The 24,376-nt window shown below is 62.9% G+C and carries 21 protein-coding genes; 13 read left to right on the top strand and 8 right to left on the bottom strand.

Features of this window, described 5'->3' with window-relative positions; genetic code table 11:
- Positions 1 to 4 precede the first annotated feature (4 nt).
- From rpoB to rplK, 5 genes are all read right to left on the bottom strand, one after another.
- The gene (gene rpoB, locus EI983_RS14250) at positions 5 to 4,141 is read right to left on the bottom strand and encodes a DNA-directed RNA polymerase subunit beta (RefSeq protein ID WP_157708028.1); all 4,137 of its coding nucleotides are present in this window, start codon (positions 4,139 to 4,141) and stop codon (positions 5 to 7) included.
- A 239-nt stretch (positions 4,142 to 4,380) separates the two neighbouring features.
- On the bottom strand, positions 4,381 to 4,764 hold the full coding sequence (gene rplL, locus EI983_RS14245) for a 50S ribosomal protein L7/L12 (RefSeq protein ID WP_157708027.1): 384 nt from the start codon (positions 4,762 to 4,764) through the stop codon (positions 4,381 to 4,383).
- Positions 4,765 to 4,836: 72 nt separating this feature from the next.
- Positions 4,837 to 5,355: a 50S ribosomal protein L10 gene (gene rplJ, locus EI983_RS14240; RefSeq protein ID WP_157708026.1), complete on the bottom strand. Its 519-nt coding sequence runs from the start codon at positions 5,353 to 5,355 to the stop codon at positions 4,837 to 4,839.
- Positions 5,356 to 5,779: 424 nt separating this feature from the next.
- Positions 5,780 to 6,478, bottom strand: a complete 699-nt coding sequence (rplA, locus tag EI983_RS14235) for a 50S ribosomal protein L1 (protein ID WP_157708025.1) — start codon at positions 6,476 to 6,478, stop codon at positions 5,780 to 5,782.
- 1 nt (position 6,479) lies between these two features.
- Complete coding sequence (gene rplK / locus EI983_RS14230; protein ID WP_157708024.1) at positions 6,480 to 6,905, bottom strand: 50S ribosomal protein L11; 426 nt, start codon at positions 6,903 to 6,905, stop codon at positions 6,480 to 6,482.
- A gap of 287 nt (positions 6,906 to 7,192) precedes the next feature.
- Here rplK and EI983_RS14225 point away from each other — a divergent pair, with 287 nt between their 5' ends.
- Positions 7,193 to 8,245 (top strand): Hint domain-containing protein, encoded by a 1,053-nt coding sequence (locus tag EI983_RS14225; protein WP_157708023.1) that lies wholly within the window; start codon positions 7,193 to 7,195, stop codon positions 8,243 to 8,245.
- 45 nt (positions 8,246 to 8,290) lie between these two features.
- Here EI983_RS14225 and nusG read toward each other — a convergent pair whose 3' ends face one another.
- The 3 genes from nusG to EI983_RS14210 form a co-directional block, all read right to left on the bottom strand.
- Positions 8,291 to 8,824 carry a transcription termination/antitermination protein NusG gene (gene nusG, locus EI983_RS14220; RefSeq protein WP_157708022.1) on the bottom strand — a complete coding sequence of 178 codons (534 nt, stop codon included), beginning with the start codon at positions 8,822 to 8,824 and terminating at the stop codon, positions 8,291 to 8,293.
- Positions 8,825 to 9,050: 226 nt separating this feature from the next.
- The gene (gene secE, locus EI983_RS14215; RefSeq protein WP_157708021.1) at positions 9,051 to 9,248 is read right to left on the bottom strand and encodes a preprotein translocase subunit SecE; all 198 of its coding nucleotides are present in this window, start codon (positions 9,246 to 9,248) and stop codon (positions 9,051 to 9,053) included.
- A gap of 108 nt (positions 9,249 to 9,356) precedes the next feature.
- Positions 9,357 to 9,992 carry a hypothetical protein gene (locus EI983_RS14210; RefSeq protein ID WP_157708020.1) on the bottom strand — a complete coding sequence of 212 codons (636 nt, stop codon included), beginning with the start codon at positions 9,990 to 9,992 and terminating at the stop codon, positions 9,357 to 9,359.
- A 376-nt stretch (positions 9,993 to 10,368) separates the two neighbouring features.
- Here EI983_RS14210 and EI983_RS14205 point away from each other — a divergent pair, with 376 nt between their 5' ends.
- The 12 genes from EI983_RS14205 (at position 10,369) to EI983_RS14150 (ending at position 24,376) form a co-directional block, all read left to right on the top strand.
- A complete protein-coding gene (locus tag EI983_RS14205) occupies positions 10,369 to 11,223 on the top strand; it encodes an AfsR/SARP family transcriptional regulator (protein WP_157708019.1) in 855 nt (284 codons plus the stop codon).
- A gap of 158 nt (positions 11,224 to 11,381) precedes the next feature.
- A complete protein-coding gene (locus EI983_RS14200; protein WP_157708018.1) occupies positions 11,382 to 11,633 on the top strand; it encodes a hypothetical protein in 252 nt (83 codons plus the stop codon).
- Entirely contained in the window at positions 11,630 to 13,930 is a 2,301-nt protein-coding gene (locus tag EI983_RS14195) for a trypsin-like serine peptidase (protein ID WP_157708017.1), read from the top strand. The genes EI983_RS14200 and EI983_RS14195 overlap by 4 nt, the downstream gene beginning before the upstream one ends.
- A 10-nt stretch (positions 13,931 to 13,940) precedes the next feature.
- Positions 13,941 to 14,972 carry a hypothetical protein gene (locus tag EI983_RS14190; RefSeq protein WP_157708016.1) on the top strand — a complete coding sequence of 344 codons (1,032 nt, stop codon included), beginning with the start codon at positions 13,941 to 13,943 and terminating at the stop codon, positions 14,970 to 14,972.
- On the top strand, positions 14,969 to 16,153 hold the full coding sequence (locus EI983_RS14185; RefSeq protein WP_157708015.1) for a hypothetical protein: 1,185 nt from the start codon (positions 14,969 to 14,971) through the stop codon (positions 16,151 to 16,153). Before EI983_RS14190 ends, EI983_RS14185 begins: the two co-directional genes overlap by 4 nt.
- Positions 16,150 to 16,389, top strand: coding sequence for a hypothetical protein (locus tag EI983_RS14180; protein ID WP_157708014.1), 240 nt, complete (start codon positions 16,150 to 16,152; stop codon positions 16,387 to 16,389). Before EI983_RS14185 ends, EI983_RS14180 begins: the two co-directional genes overlap by 4 nt.
- Positions 16,382 to 17,143 carry a hypothetical protein gene (locus EI983_RS14175; protein ID WP_157708013.1) on the top strand — a complete coding sequence of 254 codons (762 nt, stop codon included), beginning with the start codon at positions 16,382 to 16,384 and terminating at the stop codon, positions 17,141 to 17,143. Before EI983_RS14180 ends, EI983_RS14175 begins: the two co-directional genes overlap by 8 nt.
- Positions 17,140 to 18,588 (top strand): S8 family peptidase, encoded by a 1,449-nt coding sequence (locus tag EI983_RS14170; protein WP_157708012.1) that lies wholly within the window; start codon positions 17,140 to 17,142, stop codon positions 18,586 to 18,588. The genes EI983_RS14175 and EI983_RS14170 overlap by 4 nt, the downstream gene beginning before the upstream one ends.
- Positions 18,578 to 20,731 carry a hypothetical protein gene (locus EI983_RS14165; protein ID WP_157708011.1) on the top strand — a complete coding sequence of 718 codons (2,154 nt, stop codon included), beginning with the start codon at positions 18,578 to 18,580 and terminating at the stop codon, positions 20,729 to 20,731. The genes EI983_RS14170 and EI983_RS14165 overlap by 11 nt, the downstream gene beginning before the upstream one ends.
- A 30-nt stretch (positions 20,732 to 20,761) precedes the next feature.
- Positions 20,762 to 21,778: a hypothetical protein gene (locus EI983_RS14160; protein ID WP_157708010.1), complete on the top strand. Its 1,017-nt coding sequence runs from the start codon at positions 20,762 to 20,764 to the stop codon at positions 21,776 to 21,778.
- Between the two features lie 56 nt (positions 21,779 to 21,834).
- Positions 21,835 to 23,145 carry a hypothetical protein gene (locus EI983_RS14155; protein ID WP_157708009.1) on the top strand — a complete coding sequence of 437 codons (1,311 nt, stop codon included), beginning with the start codon at positions 21,835 to 21,837 and terminating at the stop codon, positions 23,143 to 23,145.
- Between the two features lie 13 nt (positions 23,146 to 23,158).
- A complete protein-coding gene (locus EI983_RS14150) occupies positions 23,159 to 24,376 on the top strand; it encodes a hypothetical protein (RefSeq protein WP_157708008.1) in 1,218 nt (405 codons plus the stop codon).

The raw sequence follows: 24,376 nt of genomic DNA, 5'->3' as shown, positions 1-24,376 counted from the left end.
GGCCCTATTCGTCGCCCTCCACATCCAGGAGTTCCATGTTCAGGCCGAGGCCGCGGACTTCTTTCACAAGCACGTTGAAGCTCTCGGGCACGCCCGCTTCAAAGTTGTCCTCGCCCTTGACGATCGATTCATAGACCTTGGTCCGGCCTGCCACGTCATCCGACTTCACGGTCAGCATTTCCTGCAGGGTGTAGGCGGCACCGTAAGCTTCCAGAGCCCAGACCTCCATCTCCCCGAAACGCTGTCCGCCGAACTGCGCCTTACCGCCCAGCGGCTGCTGGGTGACGAGGCTGTACGGACCGGTTGAGCGTGCGTGGATCTTGTCATCCACAAGGTGATGCAGCTTCAGCAGGTATTTCACACCCACCGTTACAGGTCGGCTGAACTGCTCGCCTGTGCGCCCGTCAAACAGGATCGACTGGCCGCTTTCGTCAAAGCCCGCACGTTTCAGTGCGTCATTCACGTCCGCTTCCTTCGCGCCGTCAAAGACCGGTGTCGCGATCGGCACGCCATTGGTGACGTTGCTGGCCGCTTCCACGAGGCGATCCTCATCCATGCCGGAAATGCCTTCTTCATAGACATCTTCGCCATAGGCGATGCGCATGGCTTCGCGTACCGGCGTCAGGTCACCGGACCGGCGATACTCCTGCAGGGCCTCGTCGATCTTCAGGCCCAGACCGCGCGCGGCCCAGCCCATGTGGGTCTCGAGGATCTGCCCGACATTCATCCGGCTCGGCACGCCGAGCGGGTTGAGGCAGAAATCGACCGGCGTTCCGTCCGCGAGGAACGGCATATCCTCCATCGGCACCACTTTCGAGATCACGCCCTTGTTGCCGTGACGACCGGCCATCTTGTCACCCGGTTGCAGCTTGCGCTTCACCGCGATGAATACTTTGACCATTTTCATCACACCCGGCGGCAGGTCGTCGCCGCGGCGCACCTTCTCCACCTTGTCCTCAAAGCGGGCGTCCAGAGTGCGCTTCTGCGCCTCGTACTGGTCGTGCAGCGCCTCGACGATCTGGGCATCCTTCTCGTCTTTCAGCGCGAGCTGCCACCACTGGCCCTTGGTCAGCGTTTCCAGCAGCTCCTCGGTGATGTCCGAGTTCGCCTTGACGCCTTTCGGGCCTTTAACGGCCACTTTGCCGAGGATCAGCGACTTGAGACGCGCATAAATGTTGCGGTCAAGGATCGCCAGCTCGTCATCGCGGTCGCGGGCCAGGCGTTCAACCTCTTCACGCTCGATCTGCAGCGCGCGCTCGTCTTTCTCCACCCCGTGGCGGTTGAAGACACGCACTTCCACCACAGTGCCGAAATCACCCGGCTTCACCCGAAGCGAGGTATCGCGCACATCCGACGCCTTCTCACCGAAGATGGCGCGCAGCAGCTTTTCTTCCGGCGTCATCGGGCTTTCGCCCTTCGGCGTGATTTTCCCAACGAGGATATCGCCCGGCTCCACATCGGCCCCGATATAGACGATGCCCGCCTCGTCGAGGTTGCGCAGGGCTTCCTCGCCAACGTTCGGGATATCGCGGGTGATCTCTTCCGGCCCCAGCTTGGTGTCGCGGGCGGCCACTTCGAATTCCTCGATATGCACGGAGGTGAACACGTCATCGCGTGCCACACGCTCCGAGATCAGGATCGAATCCTCGAAGTTGTACCCGTTCCACGGCATGAAGGCCGTGACCACGTTCTTGCCAAGCGCCAGTTCGCCCAGATCGGTCGAGGGACCGTCGGCGATCACTTCGCCTTTCTGGACCATGTCACCCACCTTCACCAGCGGGCGCTGGTTGATACAGGTGTTCTGGTTCGAACGCTGGAATTTGCGCATCCGGTAGATGTCCACGCCGGGATCGCCGATTTCGAGATCTTCGGTGGCGCGGATCACGATGCGGGCGGCGTCGACCTGGTCGATGACACCGGCGCGTTTGGCCAGGATGGCCGCGCCCGAGTCGCGGGCCACGACGCCCTCGATCCCGGTGCCCACCAGCGGGGCTTCCGATCGCAGGGTCGGCACGGCTTGCCGCTGCATGTTCGAGCCCATCAGCGCGCGGTTGGCGTCGTCATTCTCAAGGAACGGGATGAGCGAGGCCGCGACCGACACGAGCTGTTTCGGCGACACGTCGATCAGATCGACGCTCTCGCGCGGGGCCAGCATGTATTCGCCGGATTGACGGGTCGAGACCAAGTCGTTGATGAAGTTACCTTTTTCATCAAGTGTCGCGTTGGCCTGGGCAACAGTATGGCGCATCTCTTCTGTGGCCGAGAGGTACTCAACCTCATCGGTCACATGACCGTCCACCACCTTGCGATAGGGCGTTTCGATAAAGCCGTACTTGTTGACCCGCGCGAAGGTGGCGAGCGAGTTGATCAGGCCAATATTGGGCCCTTCCGGCGTTTCGATCGGGCACATCCGGCCATAATGGGTCGGGTGCACGTCGCGCACTTCAAATCCCGCGCGTTCGCGGGTCAGGCCACCCGGCCCAAGCGCCGACAGGCGGCGTTTGTGGGTGACTTCCGAGAGCGGGTTGGTCTGGTCCATGAACTGGCTGAGCTGCGAAGAGCCGAAGAACTCGCGCACGGCCGCTGCGGCCGGCTTGGCGTTGATCAGGTCCTGCGGCATCACCGTGTCGATCTCGACCGACGACATCCGCTCCTTGATCGCGCGTTCCATGCGCAGAAGGCCGACGCGGTACTGGTTTTCCATCAGTTCGCCAACCGAACGCACCCGACGGTTGCCGAGGTGGTCGATATCGTCCACATCGCCCTTGCCGTCGCGCAGCTCCACCAGCGCCTTCACACAGGCCACGATATCTTCGCGGTCCAGCGTGCGCTGGGTGTCAGGCTTGTCGAGGGCCAGACGCATGTTCATTTTCACGCGGCCCACGGCGCTGAGGTCGTAACGTTCACTATCGAAGAACAGCGTATCGAAGAGCGCCGAGGCGGCCTCTTCGGTGGGCGGCTCACCCGGGCGCATGACGCGATAGATATCCATGAGCGCGGTTTCGCGGTTCATGTTCTTGTCGGCGGCCATGGTGTTGCGCATGTAGGGGCCGACATTGACGTTATCGATATCCAGCACCGGGATTTCGGTCACGCCTGCTTCGATCAGCTCCTGCACGGTGCCGCCGATGATGTCGCCATTCTTGTCATACTCGATGGTCAACTCGTCCCCGGCCTCGACATAGATCGCGCCGGTTTCTTCGTTGATGATATCTTTTGCGACGAATTTGCCTGCGATTTGCTCGTAGGGCACCAGAAGCTCGGTGACTTTGCCTTCGTCGATCAGCTGCTTCACGGCACGAGGGGTGACCTTTTTGCCCGCTTCGGCAATCACTTCGCCCGATTTTGCATCCACCAGATCATAAGTCGGCCGAGTGCCGCGCACCCGGTTGGGGAAGAACTTGGTGACCCAGCCCTTTTTCTTTTTCAGCTTGTAGCTGACCGTGTCGTAATAGGCATCCATGATGCCTTCCTGATCCAGACCCAGCGCATAGAGCAGGGTGGTCACAGGCAGTTTGCGGCGGCGGTCGATGCGCGCAAAGACAATATCCTTGGCGTCAAATTCGAAATCCAGCCAGGAGCCGCGATAGGGGATGATACGGCAGGCAAAGAGCAGCTTGCCCGAGGCATGGGTTTTGCCCTTGTCATGGTCAAAGAACACGCCGGGCGACCGGTGCATCTGGGAAACGATCACGCGCTCGGTGCCGTTCACCACAAAGGTGCCGTTCGGCGTCATCAGGGGCATATCCCCCATGAACACGTCTTGTTCCTTGATATCCTTGACGGATTTGGCGCCGGTATCTTCGTCGACATCAAATACGATCAGGCGCAGGGTGACCTTGAGCGGCGCGCTGTAGGTCATGTCGCGCTGCATGCATTCCTCAACGTCGTATTTCGGCTTTTCCAGCTCGTAATCGACGAATTCGAGCACAGACGTCTCGTTGAAATCCTTGATCGGAAAGACCGACTGGAACACGCCTTTGATTCCTTCGCCGTCCATCGGCTGAGGCTGGTCGCCGGAGTTGAGGAAGAGATCGTACGAGGATTTCTGAACCTCGATCAGGTTCGGCATCTCCAGGACTTCGCGGATCTTGCCGAAATATCTACGCAAACGTTTCTGGCCAATAAAGGACTGCGCCATATGTCTGGTCACCTTTCTTTTCTCACTGAGCGCGCATGCCGTCGGGCCCCGGCACCGCTCTCATCCGAGAGAGGGAGGTCTGATCCATGCCTGGCCTCTGTCCCACCAGAGGCCTCCCGGTCATTAGAACCTCGCCTGAGAAAAGCCCCTGATGCGAAAGGGCCTCTCTGAGACAGGTTCGGCTGGGCCCGGATTTCCGGACCCAGCCTGCATCATCTTCCGGGTTGCCCCGGACGCGATTACTTCAGTTCGACTTCGGCGCCAGCTGCTTCCAGCTTGCCCTTGATCTCTTCTGCTTCGGCTTTGTCGACGCCTTCTTTGACGGCTTTGCCGCCGGCTTCGACCAGCTCTTTGGCTTCTTTCAGGCCCAGACCGGTGATGGCGCGAACCTCTTTGATGACGTTGATCTTGGAGGCACCAGCGGCCTTCAGGATGACGTCGAATTCGGTTTGCTCTTCACCGCCACCAGCAGCGTCGTCGCCGCCAGCAGGACCAGCCACCATCACAGCGCCGCCAGCGGCGGGCTCGATGCCGTACTCGTCTTTCAGGATGGTTTTCAGTTCTTGTGCTTCGAGAAGCGTCAGACCAACGATCTCTTCAGCCAGTTTTTTCAGATCAGCCATTGTATCAGCTCTTTCCGTTTAGATGTGTTCCAACGTCGATGTTTCAACCCGACGCCGATCCAGTCAGTTGCGTTATGCGGCTTCGGCCTTTTCTTCGATGGTCGAAAGGATGCTCGCGATGTTCGAAGCAGGTGCGCCAATGGCCCCGGCGATGTTCGAAGCGGGTGCCCCGATGCAGCCGACGATCGAAGCGATAAGCTCCTCGCGCGACGGCATTTCGGACACGGCTTTGACACCGGCGCGGTCCAGCGCCGTCTCACCCATTGCCCCGCCCAGGATTACGTATTTCTGGTTATCCTTGGCGAATTTCTCCGACACCTTGGCGGCTGCCACGGGGTCTTCGGAAAAGGTGAGAACGGTCATGCCCGTCAGATGTTCAGCAATGCTTGCGCAGGGCTTTCCATCCAGGGCGATCTTGGCGAGCCTGTTCTTGGCAACACGAACCGATGCATCCGCCTCACGGGCGCGTGCACGCAGATCCTGCATTTCCGCAACTGTGAGACCGGCGTAGTGGGCAACCACGACGACGCCAGAGCTTTCGAAGATTTGGCCGAGTTCCTCGACCACTTTCTCTTTCTGGGCTCTATCCACAGTTCTTCTCCAGTTTTGGAGGTTTCCCTCCGGCTCAGTCTTGCCGGATTGCTCCGGCGGTTGGGTCCTACGACAACGGGACACCCGAACCGCACGAAGAGCAGAGCCTTCGGTCAATCTGGTTTGATCCCGTCTCAGGCAGGAATTAACGGGGCCATCGGCCCCAACCCGCCGTCTCGGACGAAACGCAAAAGAGCGCGAGACGAATCACGCGCTCTAAAGCTACGGCTTCCCTAAAGCGCGGCAGTGCGATTGCCAAGCCCCATGGCCAAGTTTTTTGGCGAATTCGCCGCTTTTTGCACGACATGGCGCCGAGAAGGGCCGGATTGCCCGGCCATCTTTGCCTGCGTCGGTCAATGGCCATGCCCTTCAAACGAAAAAGGCGGGACCAGGCCCGCCTTTTCCTAGAAATACCTGGCTCTGATCAGCCTTCGCCGGCGGTGGCCACGTCGATGCTGACGCCCGGGCCCATGGTCGAGCTGAGCGAGATCTTCTTGACGTAGGTGCCTTTCGAGCCCGACGGCTTGGCTTTCTGCACGGCCCCGATGAAGGCGCGGACGTTTTCCACCAGTTTGGCTTCGTCAAACGACGCTTTGCCGACACCGGCATGTACCACACCGGCCTTCTCGACCTTGAACTGGACTTCGCCGCCTTTGGCCGCTTTCACGGCATCCGCGACATCCATCGTCACCGTACCCACTTTCGGGTTCGGCATCAGGTTGCGCGGGCCCAGCACCTTGCCCAGACGGCCGACGATCGGCATCATGTCGGGGGTGGCGATGCAGCGATCGAACTCGATCTTGCCGCCCTGCACGGTTTCCATCAGGTCCTCGGCGCCGACGATATCGGCTCCGGCTTCCTTGGCCTCATCGGCCTTGGGGCCACGGGCGAAGACAGCGACGCGAACGTCCTTGCCGGTGCCGTTGGGCAGGCCGACGACACCGCGGACCATCTGGTCTGCGTGACGCGGATCCACGCCGAGGCACATGGCGATCTCGACTGTTTCGTCAAACTTCGCGTTGGCATTGCCCTTGACCAGGGCGACGGCTTCTTCCACCGAGACGTTGTCTTTGCCTGCAAAGGCTTCGCGGGCGGCGCGGGTGCGTTTTCCAAGCTTAGCCATCTTACTTCACCTCGATGCCCATGGAGCGTGCGGAACCGGCGATGATCTTCATCGCGGCTTCGACGTCGTTTGCGTTCAGGTCTTTCCACTTGGCTTCTGCGATCTCGCGCAGCTGCTTGGCGGACACGGTGGCGATCGAGTCGCGACCCGGCGTTTTCGAACCGGATTTCAGCTTGGCCGCTTTTTTCAGGTAATAGGACGCGGGCGGCGTCTTGATGTCCATGTCAAAGGACTTGTCCTGATAATAGGTGATCACGGTGGGGCAGGGGGCGCCCGGCTCCATATCCTGCGTCTTGGCGTTGAACGCCTTGCAGAATTCCATGATGTTGATGCCGCGCTGACCCAGCGCCGGACCGACCGGCGGGGAGGGGTTCGCTTGACCGGCGGGAACCTGAAGCTTCATCTTCCCGGCGAGTTTCTTGGCCATTGGCCTTCTCCTTGTTACAGCATCCGCGCCATCGCGATGGCGGGACAGGGTTTGCCCGTGGTCCGGTGCGTCTACGCGTAGCCGCCGCCTCCCACGTATCTTTGCCACCCCTCAGGGCGACGGGCGGGGCATACAGACTTGCGAGGCAGAGATCAACCGTCTTTCGCACCTGTCGTGTCCGGCGTGGACTAACATGATCTTTACTCTCTTCTGCAAGATGTTTCAGCGCGGGTCGCACAATTGGAAGCCGGGCGGTTCTGCGTGGAGCTACCGAGGCCGATTGCATCATGTCGACCTACATCTCAGAAGCGCATTATTCGGGATCGGTCGTGGTCGATTTCATCGAAGTGGCGGTTGACCGCGACACCGATGTTTCGGGTTGGCAGATCGAAGTGTATGATGGCATCGGCCAGCATGTCGCGACGATGAGCTTTCCGGCATCCATCGCAACCGAAGGCGGGCACGACGTCTATCTGTTCGACAAGAACGTCTCGGGGTTTCCAAGCCTGGCAGACAGCGTATCGGTTGCCATCGTCGACGATACCGGCACGGTACAGCAGTTCATCTCGTTCCACCCGGACCCGTTCGAGGCGGTGAACGGATCGGCGGCCGGTACAACCCCTGCCTATGTCGGGGTTTCGGCGGGCAACGGGGAATCGGTGCAATCGGATGATGGTGGCGCCACCTACTATACGCAGACCGAGGAAAACCCCGGCACCATCCCCTGTTTCGCACCCGGTATGATGGTGGAATGTCCAGGCGGGCCGCGCGCGGTTGAAACGCTGGGCGCGGGCGATCATGTGCTGACGCGTGAGGTTGGGGCGCAGCCCGTGCTCTGGGCCTGTCGGCGCAGCGTCGTATTCACCCGGGCGGATCATTCGGACCGCCCGGTTCTGGTGCCTGAAGGTACGTTGAACGCCAGGCGAGATTTGATTGTATCTGGCCAGCATCGCCTGCTCTTTTGTGCTGGGGCGCCTGGGGACGAAGACCTTCTGATCCCCGCCAAGGCCTGTCTTGGGTTTCGCGGCATCCGTCAGATGCGCGGTCAGCGACAGATCACCTGGCATCACTTCGCGCTGGGTGCGCACCATGCGGTGCGGGTCAATGGGGTTTGGGCCGAGAGCCTGCTGCTGGGCCACGTGATGATGAGAGGTCTGCCACGGCGTGACCGGCGGTTTCTGGAGCGGCTGTTTGGCGATGGTACAATCAGACGATCCGGTCGCGCGCCGTTGAATGGGCCGATGGCCTATCGCTGCCTCACGCCACGTGAGGGGCGGGCGTTTCTGAAAGCGCGTCAGCCCGGCGGCAGAAGAAAGATCCCGGTTGGGCCACCTGTATGACCGCCCTGCGGCGCTACAGCCGGGCCAGGCCCGCGTTGCAGCGCCTCAGCCCTGCTTGGTCACCTGCGTGTATTCCAGCTCGACCGGGGTTTCCCGGCCAAAGATCGACACCGTCACCTTCAGGCGCTGGTTGTCGTCGTCCACTTCCTCGACCATGCCGTCGAAATCCTCGAACGGGCCGTCGTTGACCTTGACCTTCTCGCCCACTTCGAAGCTGATCATCAGCTTCGGCGCTTCTTCGCCTTCCTGGACGCGGTTCAGGATGGTGTTCACCTCGGCATCGCGCATCGGCATCGGGCGCCCCTGAGGGCCGAGGAAACCGGTGACGCGGTTGATCGAGTTGATCAGGTGATAGCCGCGGTCCGACATCTCCATATGCACGAGCACATAGCCCGGCATGAAGCGGCGCTCGGCGGTCACTTTCTTGCCGCGGCGCACTTCGATCACTTCTTCGGTCGGAACAAGAACCTCGTCGATCTCGTCTTCCAGGCCCTGCTCGGCCACCGATGTTCTGATCTGTTCAGCGATCTTTTTCTCGAAGTTCGAGAGAACACTGACCGAGTACCACCGTTTCGCCATCGCTTTTGCTTCGCCCTTGTCTGCCCAGGCTCACGCCCGGATTTTTCAAACGATCCCGGGCGTTTGTCGCTGGCTTTCAGCGAGCTGCCCGAAACAAAAAAGCGGCGCGCAACTCGATTCGCCGCACGCCATTTTCTGAAGTTGGTCGCGTCCTACCGCCCTTCGGCCCGCAATTCAAGTGGAGCGGAGGAGAAAATTCCGCGACGTGATGCGTGCCTTCGGGTGTTCAGCCGAACATGTTCAGCACGCCCTGAAGCCCGCTGCGGATGATGAGATCGACCAGTGCGAAGAAGATCGCGGTGAGTGTCGCCATGATCAGCACCATCACCGTGGTCAGGAAAACCTCGCGCCGCGTCGGCCAGACGACCTTGGAAACCTCCGAGCGGACTTGCTGGATGAACTGAAGCGGGTTGGTGCGTGCCATGGATGCGCTGTCTTCTTGCTGAAACCTGATCTGACGCGACTTACGCGCCAATCCACGCAAATTCAAGGGGCGACGGGCAAATGCGGCTCCGCAGCGCCTTGTTGTGGCTCAGCCGCGATAGACTTCCGGTGTTTTAAGGCGGTCGAACGGGTCGGGCCGGTCATCCAGAGCATCCTGCTCGGCCCGCTGTGCCGACATGTCGGGCAGGGCCAGTTTTTCTGCCCAGCTTTCCGGCAAACGATCCAGGAAGGCATCGAAGCGCAGCGCGAAGGCGTCGGCCCGTGTGCGCAGCTTCTCCATCAGAGCCGGGTTCGCTTTGCCGAGCCTGTACCACGCAGAGCTCAACCACTCCATCATCCGGTCGTATCCCACCGTCAGGTAGGCGATCAGCGCGACCCAGAATGCCACGAAGAGCAGCCCGGGGATGAGCCAGGGGCTCCAGATCACGACCAGCAACACGAGTGCCCAAAGGATATGAGAGCGTGTTGGTCGATAGGCCAGGATCTTGGCTTTGAGGTGCTGGATGCTGCCAGTCGAGCGGCGGCGCGGTGCCACCGTCGCCTTGCGCGCTTTGCTGTGCTCTTTGGCGGCGGCAGGGCGGTCAAACTCGCCATGTTCGACCGGGGCCAGATCAGGAAGGCTGGCACGGCTCGATTCGGCCTTCTGCTCGACCATCATCGAGCGGATCAGACCTTCGGTCGTATCCTGATTCTCATTTTGCTGTTCAGCAGTGTGACGTCCCATCGCATCGACCCTTGCACTTTGATCCAATGAAGCGCCCACAGGCCAAGCGTGCAGAGCCTGCGCCGTGGGAGATACTGCGGACCTAGAAGCGGATCATGGCAAAACCGAGGCGAAACCCGGGCGCAAATTTGTTTCTGTCGCACAAAATGCAACAGTCACACCGCGGATGGTGGCATTGATCCGGCAGATGCGACAGTACGCAGGGGTTCCGCGCCGGGCGGTGTTTTGCGATTTTCACGGTTGTGCCACATTGTGCAGGCGAAGCGTTGCTTGTTCCGTGAAAACCGCAGACGGGTCAGTTGACAGGTCTGTCAAACAGGCACACCCTTGAGTTGTGCGGTGTTTCCAGATTTCCTTTCAGCAGAAGATTTTTGATATGCAATGGACATTTCTCGATGGCACATTTGTGTCTGGCCCCGAGGCTAAGATCCCGATCCCGAACGGGCGGCTGAGCGCGCTTGCCGCGGTCTTGGTGCTGCATCACAACCGGCCCGTGGATCGTGACCGGATCGCCGACATTCTGTGGGAGGGCGATCACCCGGACAACGCGCGCGACCGGCTGAATACAATGCTGTGGCGTCTGCGGACCCTGATCCGCAAGGCCGGGGGCACCGGCACGTCGCTGCTGAACAAGCGGGCCTATCTGATTTATGAGGCCGAACCCGAGTTTGCCGCGGATATCGTCCAGGTGTCCGAGCGCGCGCGGCAGGTCATGAGCGGTCGCGCCACGAGCGAGGCCGACATGCAGGCGCTTCTGGCGAGTGTCGGACACTGCAACATGGATTTTCTGCCCGGCGCGCAGGATCACTGGTCCATCGTCACCCGCGAGTCGCTGCGCTCGGGTTTGCTCGTTATTCTGGAGGCGCTTCTGGTTCACTTGCGGACCCAGGGCCGCTGGGGCCGGGTCAGCGAGGTTGCGCAGAAGATGCTGATGCTCGATCCGACGCTTGAAAGCGGTCACCGGCAGATGATCGAACTGCACGGTCGCCGTCACGATGTGCGGGCGGCGGAACGGCAATATGAGGTGTTGCAGCGTGTGCTGAAGGACCGGCTTGACGTGGCGCCGGCGCCGGAGACGGCCGCCGCCATCGATGCGCTCAAGATCGCGCGTGACACGCCTGACGCGCCGAAGCAGGCCAAACGCCGGGTGCTGCTCACGCGGCCGTCGTTCAAGGCGGTCGAATCCGCGCTCGATCACCTTGATGCCGCACGCGAGAAACTTCTGGGTTAGCGCCGCCAGCCTCCCCGTTCATGACGGGAAAAACAACAAAACCGCCGGGCAGACCCCGGCGGTTTTTTCGTGTCTGATGGCGAGGTCTCACACCGGGGTGAGCGCTGTGAGAGAGTTGTGTGAGAGTCGCGTGAGCGGGCCGTGGCACAGCGGCTTTCATGTCAAACGAGACACAGCATATTCCACCGCGCAACCGGCGCTTTCTCGTGTCGATCTGGCTCAGCGATCCGGGTCTGCGGGCCTCCGAGCAAATCGTTTCGGGTGTCATCTGGACGGCCGATCCCGCCGAGGCCGGGCAGATCGATCCCGGGGCGCGGTTCGACAAGCTGAGCGACCTGCCAAACCTGATGGACGATCTGATCAGCCCTGCCGCCCCGCAGGAAGATACGAGCGATGAGGTGGCGCGATGAGCTTCACCCTGAAACCCACCCGCATGTCGGTCAGCGATCTGCGCCCGACGCTCAGTTGCCGCGTCGGCGTGCCCGCGCGCACCCGGTCGGCGCGGCACTGGATCGAACTGGCCTTGGCCACCGATGCCGCGCTGTTTGATCCCGAGGCAAAGCCACGCCGCGGCCCGGCCAACTTTGCCACGTTCAAGACCCGCTTCCCGTTGGTTGGCGACAGTGCTGTGCTGCATATCCCGCCCGCCACCTTGCTCGCCCTGTCCGGTGGCGCGCGGCTTTACGCGGGGGCCGCGCTGTTCGATGCCGAAACAGGCGGCGTGGCCCTGTCCGTGATCCGCCCGGATGCCGACAGCGTCTATGTCGCCGCCGAAGGTTTCACTGGCGCAGGTATTACCCAGAGGTTCGGTTTTGCCGGGCGGCCGGGGCTTACCGGCGCGGCACTCCCCGCGGCATCCGTTACGCCCGCCTGGGCCGGGGACCTTCCCGATCCGCATCAGGCACTTCCGGCTGTGTCCGTTCCCGCGCCGTCCTCCCCTCCCGCTCCGGGGCCTGCCAGGCCCGAGCCCACAACAGAAGGAACATCCCCCATGACTTCGCAACAGTTTCTGCATCAGAACACACAATTGGCTCAGCCTCAGACCGCCCAGACGCACCCGCCGGGCGCATTTGACTATGATGACGGCTTTGGCACCCCGCCGCCGCCCGCACAGCCGCCCGCGCAGCCGATGGGCGGTGGAATGGCCCTGCCTTATGGCGGCGGCGGAGGCGGCAACGGGCCGATGGCGGACCCGCTTGAATATGTCCTGCCTGAGTTCGACAGCTACAATCCTCTCGATGTGCTGCGCACCCTGCGCAACGCCTGGAGCCGCTACAAGAATTTCACCGCGGGTGTGTCGAGCACCGCGCAGTTTCCCTTCAGCGCCATCGTGCTCTTGCAGATGCATGCCCGCAGTAAAGCGGATCCGACCCAGGAAGCACAGTTTCTGGGGACAGGAGCGTATATTGGCGAGGGTTTGATCCTGACTGCGGCGCATAACATGGCCGAGGACAGCGCCTTCGAGGAAGCCTACAAGATCGACGTTTTTGTCGGCATGAATTCAAAGAACGGTGCCGGGGGCACACTTGATCCGGCGCACGCGCTCGCTGCTTTCTCGGTGAACCAGTCGGACTGGACGATCAACCCGCATTACACCACCAATGGTGATGCCCATGACATCGCGGTGATCCGCACTTCGGTCGCCCCGCCAAATGGCAAGTATTTCAAGATCGCCAATTTCTCGCCGCGCGGCGACACCAAGATTGCCGTGTGCGGTTATGCCGGTGGCAGCCGAGCGCAGAAGTCCAGCGGCTTTGCCTGGCAGAAATTCCTGCCCACCGCAAAAAGTGACGGCAAGCAGCATCTCGATGCTGACCGCATCCGCTCCACCCTCGCCGGGGGTGAGGCCATCGCCTATAACCTGCATACCCTCAAGGGCACTTCAGGCTCGCCCGTCTTCATCATGCCCGATGACGATACAGATGAGGATGCCGACGAGCAGATGCAAATCATCGGCGTCCATCGCCGCAGCCGTAACGAGGGTGAACCCAACACGAATTTCGAGAATGTCGGCGTGCTGATGACCCCGCGCAAGCGGGACTGGGCGCTGTCCGGCGGGACCAAGGCCATCGCGCTCGATTATGCGCAGGAACAGGCATATGCCGAGCCGATGGTCGAACCTGCCACATGGGTCGCCATCGCATCGCTTGTGGGCACGGCCACGAGTGCCGGGATCGCCGGACTCAAAAGCTCGGATGGCGACATCACCTGGAACCTGCAGAAGATGGAAGGTTGGCTGAACCCGGGCGAACATCCAACACCGACAATCCCCGACAACATCCCCCCCGATACGATGGGGGAAACGACATTCATCGAAATCAAGAGCCCCGAATACAAAGGCACGTTCCAGGGCGATATGTATGCCCATTTCCATCTGCGGTTCCGTTGGAATAATGCCGGTGTCGGCGGCATCGTCATCGACAAACAGCCCTATGACACCAAGGACAACCTGACCGGTGGCATGCTGGTGACGATGCAGATCACCCCGCTTCTGCAGACCTTCAAATCGATAGACGATCCCAACCACCAGGTCGCTGCCGTTGAGGTGAAGATGCAATATGCCTATCAGTGGACCGCCTCAAATTCCGATCATGTGACGGTGATCTACCAGTTCTACGGTGACGGCACCTGGGACAGCCGGGTTGTGGGCGGGCAGAAGACGCTGAGCGACAACTCGCTGACCTATACCCCGCGCCAGAGAACGTGAGGGCGGTGCAATGAGCTTCTCTCACACCATGTCCTGCACCCTGCCTGCCGAGCGCGTCCGCGCCCGCGGGTTGGGGCAGCACCCGAACGGAGCGCTCCGGTGCACTCTTCCGCCAGAAGTGAAACGCCGCGCGCCCGTCGGCGCGCAGGAGGCGGAAAGTCCGGCCAGCGTGGCGATGCCGCTGGAGTATCGCCGCCAACCCAAGGCGGAGCCGACGCAGCCCATGCCGCAGAGCGTGGCCCTGCCGATGGAGGTGGGCCGCTCTTCGGCGCAGCGCGCCACCTCGCCAAATCCCGCGCCTCGGGCGGGCGATCCGCCCCCCGCGCCCCGGCCCGGTTCTGAACCACCCGCCTCCCTGCCAGCCGACACGGCTGATCAGGGCCGGGCCGCCCTGCCTGTCGCCATGCTTTTGCCGATTGTCGAGATCGTGGCGCGCGGCATCTCCGGCGCCGCCGGCTATGCCTATGTCGGGGAGGATCCTACCGCCGCAGGCGTGCGTTTCGGCATGCTGGGGCAAAGGCTCGATACCGGTGACATGGGGGCGGTGCTGGCCCTTGCCCGGGCGCGTGATCCTCAGGGGGTCTCGCAGGTGTTCGGCGAGCAGGAACAGGCACTCATGGCGGCGGTTCTGGCCGGCGATGCACAGGCCCGAAAGACACCTGTGAACGGGGCCGAGCTCTGGAGCGCCAATTGGAAGACAAGGCTGAGCGCCGCCGGGGATCTGCCCGCGTTCACCGCCGCGCAAAACGAATACGCGGTTGAGCAGATGCTGACCCCCGCCGCGCGGCTCGTGCTGGCGCACCCGCCGCTGGTGAACGGGGCCGCCCTGGCCATGGCGCTGGACGTGTTGACCGAATGTGGCCGCGAGGCCGGGCTTGCCAAACTTGCCGAGGCGCTGACACCGCCGCCCGAAACCCTTGCTGCCTTCCAGGCGGCCCTCGCCAAGGCAGTACCCATTTCAGGCCGTCGCCTGCAGGATCTTGCGCGCAACCAGCAACTGCTGAACTGGCAGCCCGCGCGCCCAGCCGGAGCGCCCTCATGACCCATGCCGCCGATCCATATGCCGCCGCCCGCGTGCTGGGAGAGGCCGAGGCCGCTCTGGGCCAATCCGCCGCCTTCGCGGCCTTGCCGGGGACTGAACGTGAGGCGCTGCGCTCAAAGATCGAACGGGTGCGCGGTGCGTTGACCGCGTCACCGCAAACACTGGCGCCCGCGGACCCCTATGAAACAGATATTTTCGCCCGGCCCATGCTCGGCCCGCAAACCGGATACGGTGCGCCCGCCGCACCGGCCCCTGCCGCCGAAGACCCCGCAGCCATAGGCCCTGCCGGACAAAAATCGCTGCTGCGGACGGTATCCGATTTGCCCGCCGCTGCCGGTGCGATGAGCGAGGAGCTGGATTTCGCCTCTTTCGTCGCTTCGCTGGTTCACGGCACATTTGACGCCATCGTCGACAGCTCGATCCGCCAGATGGAAGCCTTCGCGTCGCTGGTCAGTTCGCTGGCGCAGACGGTCGAGGATTTCTCGGCCAATAATGTGTCGACCAACCAGGTGCGCGACTGGCTGATCGAGAAATATCCCGCCGATCTTCAGCTTGTTCTGCCGACGACGCTTGCCGAACAACCGCGCGTCGTGCCGCGGCAGAAAGACGGTGATTGGGGCGCGTCCCCTGTCTGGTTGGAGGATTATGACCTCGATGGCGAAGACCTCAGCGAAGAGCTGATCGAGACACAGCTTATCCCGCAGGCGCGTTTGCGCCTGGGCGAAGACCGGATGCGGACGCTTGCCTCCATGGCGCTTCTGGGCATGCACAAGGTCAAGGTGGAGCGTGGCGAGATTTCCGCCCGCATCCGCATCCGCGCCAAGGCCGCCGATCAGGCGCTGGTGCATTACGCCCAAAGCCAGGACCCCGCCCAGCAACAGTCAAGCTGGTCGGCGCGCCCCGGCTTCTCGGCGCCCACCGCTCAGGCGATGATTTCAACCGCCGTGAACGCCCAGTCCGATGCCGCCATCGCCGCAGAGCTGCAAGGCGAGGTAAAGATCGTTTTCGGCTCCGAGACTGTCCCGCTCGACAGCTTTGTGTCTGACGCGCAGAAGGTCCTGCTGGAGCGCACGGCCCGCACGGTGAATGCGCCGGTGAGCCGCGTGCCTGACCAGACCACGCAAAGCGTGACCACCACGCCGGTGCAGATCGAAGCGCCCAGCGACGGAGGTCAGACATGAGCCGCCAATCGCTGGACCATACGCTGATTGACCTCGCCTCGGGCCTCATCGCCCTGACCGGGGATGCGCCGATCGAGCTGAAGCGGATCATTGCCGAGCTGCCCATGGAATTTGCCCTGGACCCCGGGATGCAGATCACTGCGCGCCCACCTTATGCGCTGCAATCGCGCGACCTCGCGCTGCCCGTGGCGCGCATGTCCGTCACCTTCGACCTGGAGGGTCCTGCCGATGTCTGACGCAACGCCCGCCCTGCCACTCGAAGACCTGCTCAATGCCGTCTCAACCCAGCTTGAGCGCGCGCAATCGGCGCTGAATTTCCGGTCCCAGACCGCCGGTCTCAACTTCGCGGTCAAGGATTTCGCGATGGACATGCGCGCGGTGATCGACATCGAAAGCGCCGAGGTCCGCGTGCGGCCTGCCCTGCCGGGCGAGGCCGGGGTGAGCACGCTCAGGATCGGGTTTACCACCGTCACCCGGCCCATGCTGGAAGAACATGCCGTGGAGTTCGAAGCCGAAGAGCCCGCCATTGCCGAGGCGGTCGACGGGCTATCCGAGGAAGAGGCGCGGCGGCTGGAATGGATCGGTGTGCGCAACCTGGCCGACATGCAAAAGGTCAAGGCCAAGGGCGGTCAGCATGAGATGCGCCGCCTCTCGCGCCTGCCATCTGACCGGCTCAAACAGGCGCTGAAGGTGGCCGATCAGCGGGTGGTCAATTCGGTCAGCGGTATTTCCCTCGATCCGGGGCAGGTGCAGGCGCTGGACCCGGCCGCGCGTCACCGGCTCAAGATCACCGGGCGCAACCTGACCCGGCAAGGCGCGCTGCGGGGCGTCACGGTCAACGGCGCGCCCGCCGAGGTGCTGGAGCTGCGCGATGACGCGGTGACCATCGCCACGCCCGGGCCGGTCCTTTCGGGCGCGCTGTCGCTGGACTGGGAGGAGGGCGCGCCCGACACGCTGGCCTTCGATCTGCATCAGGAGGGCCGGGCATGAGTGCTTCGCATCTCTCCATGCCCTGGGCCCCGACCGCGCGCGCCTATTGCTCGCCCCGACGGCTGATCTTCACGCTGGCTCTGGGCGAGGGGGTGGAGAAAATCCCGGCCCGCTCGGCCGTGCGCGCCTTCGGCCTCGACCCTGCCTCGGAGACCGGACACGGCGCGGTCGACCGCGTGCTGCGCATCCCCGGAGAGAATATCGCCATCGCGCGGCTGCACGACGCCGCAGTGGGGCAGGACAGCTTCGATATGGTCGAACATGCCTCGGGCCTGTCGCGCACCTATGTGGCGACGTTCTCGGATATCGTCCGGCTGGATGAAACGGTCGACGCGCTGCGCCAGCTGGGTGTCGTCACCGCCGCGTCGATGGACTATTTCGTGACCGCCGCCGATGCGGGCATGACCCCGGCCACACCCTCGCCAGATGACCTCTGGCCGTGGGAGCGCGTCGGGGCGGATGCGGCCCGCGCCTTGGAGGCGGGCGATCCGGCGGTCACGGTTGCCGTGCTCGACACCGGTGCCGCCATGCGCCACGCCGAGCTTGTGGGACGCGTCGGCGCGGGCTTTGACGCGGTGGATTTTGCCCAGAGCGAGCTGGGTTCCGGCATGGAACTGGTCGGCGACTTTGGTGAGCGCGACACCGATCCCGATGAGGGCCGCAACCCCCATGGCACCGCTTGCCTGGCGATCATTGGCGGGCAGGGGCGGAACATGCCCGCCGGGCTGACACGGACCAATTCGTTGATGCCGGTCCGGGTGCTGGCCTCCGCTGCCAAACCCGGCCGTCGCGAGGAACGGGTTGTGGGGCTCGGCGCGCTGTCTGACATAGATTACGCGATCAAGCGTTCGGTCGACCTTGGGGCGAAGGTGCTCAACTGCTCCTTCGGTACCGCCGAGAGCGACCTTCTGCCTGACGATCCGAAGCCCCATGAAGCGACGACCTCCTACGCGCTGGCGCGCGGCACGGTCATGGTCGCCGCCAGCGGCAACTCCGGCAAGACCGAGCGGTATTATCCCGCCGCCGCTGATGACGTGATTGCCGTGGGCAGCCATGGCCGCGAGGGCGCGGCGAGCCCCTTTTCCACCAAAGGGGATCACGTGGACCTCTCGGCCCCGGGCGAGCGTGTGCTCTGCCCGTCAATCGACGGCTATCACCGGGTCACCGGCACCAGCTTTGCCGCGCCCTTCGTTGCCGGGGCCGCCGCGCTGATCGTGGCGCGCGCGCGCAAGATGGCCCGGCCCATGACCTCGGCCAAGGTGCGCGACCTGCTGGTCGCCTCCTGCGACCCCTGGTCCGGAACCGCGCCCGAAGGGTCCGGGCAGGGCACCCTCAATATCCCCCGTGCGTTGTCGATGCTGGATCAGCAGATGGCGCTCTCAACCACCCTCAACCACCCCGATCCGCAATCGGCTGACGCAAGGAGTGCATCGCATGGCACGTAAGCCCAAACCCTCCGCCACCAAGACGACCCGGCAACCGGCCCGGCGCGGCAAGACGGCCAAGCCAACCAAGGCCGAAGCCGAGGCTGCTGCCGACAAAGCGCATGCCGCCGCCCGTGCCGAAGACCTGCGGCCATTTCCCGAAAAGGACGTGCAGGACGCCGCGGCGGCAAAGCTCGCCGATGACCTCGCGGCGATGGAGACGGCAGAGGCTGACAACGCATCCGCCGACCCCAAGGTCACCCGGTCCACCGGCCGCAAGCGCAGCAGCAGCGCCCGGTCAAAAACCGAAGCCACGAAAAACCCCGCCGGTGAAAGCGGCACCTCAAATCCAGGGGGGGGCGGGTCCGCGACGAATGCCTCTGACACCCCCACCTCAACCGATGGGCCGAATGATCCCGGCCACCCCCAGAATTCTGAAGGAGACCCCAAAATGCCAAAGCTCATTTTCTCAGACGCCCGTGCGGCGCAAAACACTGCCGAAGAAGCCCTGGCCAATGCAAAGCGCGAACTGGAGCGCCGCAAGGAGAAGGCCACCATCACGCCGGGTGAAAACCACCAGCTGAAAATGCTGGAGACGATCCTTGAGACCAACCCGCCGGGATACGCGCTGGAAGATCTTTACCTGACGCTCAGACAGGAACTCGCTTCTTACGTCGATGATCCGAACATGCCGGTGCTCGATCAGGGTCAGTTTGGCGGCGAGGCCAATCATATCGGACAGATATCCAAGGCTGAGCTGCGCATCGCTATGGCCTGGGGCATGTTGCACCGCGACGGGATCGGCGCGCCCCGGCTGCTGGATCACATGAAGTATGACCCCCGCGAGACCAAATTCCATGTCGGCAACGTGTCGAAAAGGTTCAATGACGAATTGGCTGCCGCGGTGGCGTCATTCAACACGAATTTGGGCCTCTATCGCGCGGTGCTCGATGCGATGGCCTTTGATGGAGACATCAACGGCACCGGGCAATTGCGCGCCGCCGATTGGGTCTCGGTCACCGAGACGCTGATCAAGAAAGGCCTGAACGCCGACTCGCCCGGCCTGCCCACGCAGATCCGCGCGGCGATCAATGACCGGCTCGCCCCGTCCAATGAGAAGGTGACCTCGACCCAGCAGATCATCCTGCCCGATCTGGAAAAGGAAACCGCGCAGGAGGTGCAGCGGGTCAATCTTGAAGCGGCACAGGCGATCTATTTCGCGGCGATGATGGACGAGGCGCGGCTGTTTGACAGCGTCGACAAGCTGGCCGAGCTTTTCCAGATCGGCGCGCTGCCTCTGGAGAAAGGACCGGCGGGCGAATATCTCTACCACTACATCCGCCAGACCCCCGACCGGATCAGCCCCTATGAACGGCGCAACACCTATGCACGCGTCTTCGGCGCAGCCACGGGCGACCCCAATGGCATGGGCGGCACGATGTTCCGCAATTTCGACGAGTTGTGGATGCGCTTCGTCTCGTCCGTGTCGGACTGGTATCGCAAGAACCAGGTCGAAAACCTCTTTGCCACACAAGGCAATTTCGTGCCCTCGCAGGAGCAGGTGCGCAAGACCGGGCTCGACCTGGCGGCGAACCTGTCGCTCTATTGCTACGGCGGCACCTGGTTCGTGGCCTCCGAGCTGCAAAAGAACATCTCGGAATATATCAACCTGCTCTCCAGTCCGGAAATCCGCGCGCTTTATGGCGCGGCGCGGGATATGTGGCAGGTGATCGACCAGATCTCGGTTCTGGAATTCGGTCAGCCGGTCAATACGATCCGCGCACGCACCAAGGCGAACGCAGGTGCGGCGATTATCGGCTGGCTTGAGAAACACGCCGCCGCCCTCAGCGATCCGGGCTCATTGCTGATCAATCCAGCCGAGGTGTCGAACCCGCGCAAATCCCAGACCCATGACGCGATCAACGATCCCTCGGATTACGACCTTGTCACGGCCTGTGAGCAATGGCTCGCCATTGAGGGCGTGGGCAGCGACATCGTCGAGATCAACGCGGCCGCCAGCCCCTCGGCGATCACGTCGACAGCCCCGGTGCGTGTGCCGCCAGCGGCGCAGGAAATCCTTGGCGCGTTCGGTTTCGAGCATCAGGGCAACGGCCATGACCATAACGGGCGCAGGCCCAATGGCGATGGCCGGATGATGAACTGAGCCCGCGGGCTTTGCTGAAAGGAGGTTGTCATGACCGACCAACTCTCAAACGTGATCCGCTCGCGGCTGTCCACAGCTGCGCGGAAGATGGGCACCGTCGATCCCTCGGCCTATATGAGCCGGGCCTTTGACGAGGCGTTCGACCTGCCACAGGGCGACGCGCGCTATGGCCGCAACACGCTTTCGCCCGGCGCCGCCCCGCTGGAGCCGTCCTTTTCGGAAAGCGAGCCTTACGGGTTGCGCTTCACGATGGAGCCGCTTGGCCCGCACGGCTCTCCAGCGGTGAAAAAGCAGGAGGCAAGCCGCCAGTTGCGCGGGCTCATCGCCCCCTGTTTCGGCCGTGAGGCGCTCTATTGGTTCGACCGGGTGAGCGAGGATCATCGCGGCACCGCCACCGGGGCCGGTTTGAACTTCGGCGCCTGGATGGGGGCCGGGTTCGACCGCGATGGGCTCTATGCCGCAAAGGCGTATTACGAGTTGCAGGACGGGCACCTGAGCCGTCTGACCCAGCCGCTCAAGGGCTATGTCGAGCAAGCACAAGCCGCGATGCCGCAGCTTCGTCCGCTGTTTTCCACCATCACCTGCCGACAGACATCCGGCCGTCAGCGCATCACTTTCCGCGTGACCGGGCCGGTGCGCACCGACGCGTTCCAACCCCTGCTCGACGGGTTTGGGATGGAGCGGTCCACGGCACAGCTCACCCGGCTGTTCGGCCTGGCATTGGGAGGCACGTTTGAGGCACCCGACGGGTCGGTCCTAGTGGGGATCACCGCAGGCGAGGACGGGCCAGAGGTGAAGATCGAGCTTCTGATCGCCGCGATCCCGCAAATCCCCGACAGCTTTGTCGAGCTTCTGCGCCTGGGCCTTTCGGAACGTCCGCGTCATCTCAGGGCGCTGGACAATTGGATGGGGGCCTTCACGCCCGAAGGCTCGGACCTGCCCGGCGACTTTTCGGTCATGTCGATCAAACTCACCCGCCGCACCCCTGCCCAGGTCAGCCTCTACCTGCGCCCGATGGGTTTTGAGATTGCCGAACCCGTGAACTGAACACCGGCAGAACGGGTGCCCGCGCGGGCGCCCGCTGCCCCAACCGGAGACACGCCATGCACCCGCAGGATCACACGACCAGCCCCGCCGCCCCGATCACCCCGGCCGGCACCGATATCGTCTCGCTCAACGAAACCCGCGAGAAGGTGCGCAATATGCTGACCCGTTCGGCTTCGTTCCGCGATTTGTCGCCGGAGGAACGCACGAAAGTGGCGCATGACACGGTGAAGGTGTTTCACTTTCTCGGCGATCAGGCCCCCGCCGAAATGCTGGGCGCCGCCGCATCCGCCCCGCCCCACAGGCAGGATCAGGCACCGGCGCGCGCGATGGAAGACCGCATCCGGCAATCCGACAGCACGTTTCGCGCCGAAGCCGCCCGCGAAGGGGCGCATGTGGCCGGTGCTTTGCTCAAATCGGTCAACTTCACCGATTTCGTGGGCGGGCTCATTCAGAATGTCTACATCGCCATTGTCGATGCTTCGATCAAGCAGATGCAGGCCTATGGCGAGATGGTGGCCTCGGTGGCCAAATCGGTCGATGAGTTTGCGCGCGACAACATCACCCCCAATCAGGGCCGCGATTTCGTCGTCGACACCTTCCCCGATCTCTTTGAAATCAGCACCGATGGTGACTTCTTTGGCGAGGGCAAGGGCGAGCCTCGGGTCGCCGTGAAACAGGGTGTGGATGAGGATCAGGCGGCGGACCGGGTGGCGCGCGAGCTGAAACTCGACGAAAAACCGCGCGACCTGAGTTCCGAGACGCTGGAGCAGATCATCGTGCCTGCCGCCGAGATGCAGCTGGCCCTGTCGCGTCAGCGCCTTCTGGCCACGACACTGATGATGGGCCTGCAAAAGATCGTCGTCACCGACGGGCGCATCTCGGCCAAGGTGATGTACAATTTCCGGTCGCAGGACACGTTCAGCCGCAACCGCCGGGCGGTCGATTACGACTATGGCGATCAGCGCAATATCAGCTCCAAACGCGACTGGGACTATGGCCGGGATGCCAGCGAATACGAGTACTCCAAAGACAAGGACGGCGCGGTCTCAAGCACCAGCAAGGTGGGCGACCGCTGGTCCAAGGGAAGCTATCAGTATTCCAACACGCCGGTCATCGAGATGCAGGAGGTGGTCACCGACCAAAGTGTCGGTGCGCTGGAAGCGGCGGCACAGCTCGCCGGATCGGTGGATATCAATTTCAAGACCGACGTGGTCAACCTCGATCAGCTAGCCAGCACCTTCCAGATGAACCAGATCCAGGATGCCGCCGGGATGATGGGCGCCGCCAGGGGGTCGCCTGGCACCGCCGCCGTGACCCCGAATGACGGGCAGGGCCAGACCCAGACACAGACCGGCACCGGCGCTTGATCGGGAGGGTCAGATGACACAGAACACCGCCCCGCCCGCCCCGGACGAAAAAACGCTTCAAGCCACCCGCGCGAAGGTGCGTGAGCTTCTCGACCGGACTGAGGCCTTCGGCCAGCTTGCCCCCGAGGAACGCCGCGAGATCGCCAGGAACATGGTCGAGATCGGCAGCTATATGGCCAATCCGGATGGCGTTCTCAGCCAGGAGCAATCGGGCGATGTCCCGTTGGCCCAGCCGTTGCGCGGCACCGATACAGCTGTGAAAAACACGGCCGCGCGCGCCGGGGGGGATCAGGGCTTTGCCGGAGAGGATTTCGAAGGCGGCGCAATCCGTCAGGGCACCGAACAGTTTGGCGAACTGGTGGGGCATGTGGACTTCGCCGCTTTCGTGGGCGGTCTGATCGAGAATGTGTTCCAGGCAATCGTCACCTCCTCCATCGACCAGATGCGTGCCTATTCCGAAATGCTCAAATCGGTGTCCCAATCGGTGTCGGATTTCGCCCGCGACAACATCACCGAGAACAACGCCCGCGACTGGCTGGTGGAAAGCTATCCGGATGTGTTCGGCCTTTCGACCGGGGGCGGCGGAGGTGGCTTCGGCTTTGGCGACGAGGGCGGAGGCAGCCCCCGCCTCACCGTCTCGGGCGACAGTGCCGAAACCCGGCTCAAGACGGTCAGTCAGGATCTGGAGCTTGCGAAACCCATCACCGATATTTCCGACGCTGAAAGCGAGGCCGCGCTGGTGCGTGGCGCGCGCATGGCCATGGCCAAAAGCCGGATGCAGCTTCTGGCCTCGATGGTGATGATGGGGATCTCGCGCATTGTCGTGACCGATGGGCAGATCAAGGCCAAGGTGGTCTTTGGCATGCGCGCTTCGGATGTGGCGGCGCGCCAGTCAAAGGCCTCGGCCTATGATCGCAAGACGTCCCGGTCGGGTTCGGCCTTTGGCGGCGGTGCACTGATCGGGGGGCTCTTCGGATTTGGTGGTGGCGCGTCCAAATCCAACAGCCACGTGACCACAGTGGGGTCGTCTCTGGACGAACGCTCAACCTCCCAAGCCGCTGTGAAGGCACAGCTTTCCGGCGATGTGCGGGTCAATTTCAAATCCGATTTCCTGCCCATGTCCTCGCTCGCCTCGCCCGAGATGATCGCTGCCATTCAGGGCAATGCCACGCCGACAACGCCCGCCGCGCACAATCAGGGCTCTGACACATCCGGATCGGGCGGTTCCTGA

The organism is Roseovarius faecimaris (genome assembly GCF_009762325.1).
GTDB lineage: Bacteria > Pseudomonadota > Alphaproteobacteria > Rhodobacterales > Rhodobacteraceae > Roseovarius > Roseovarius faecimaris.
This window is presented reverse-complemented; position numbering and strand designations above follow the sequence as displayed.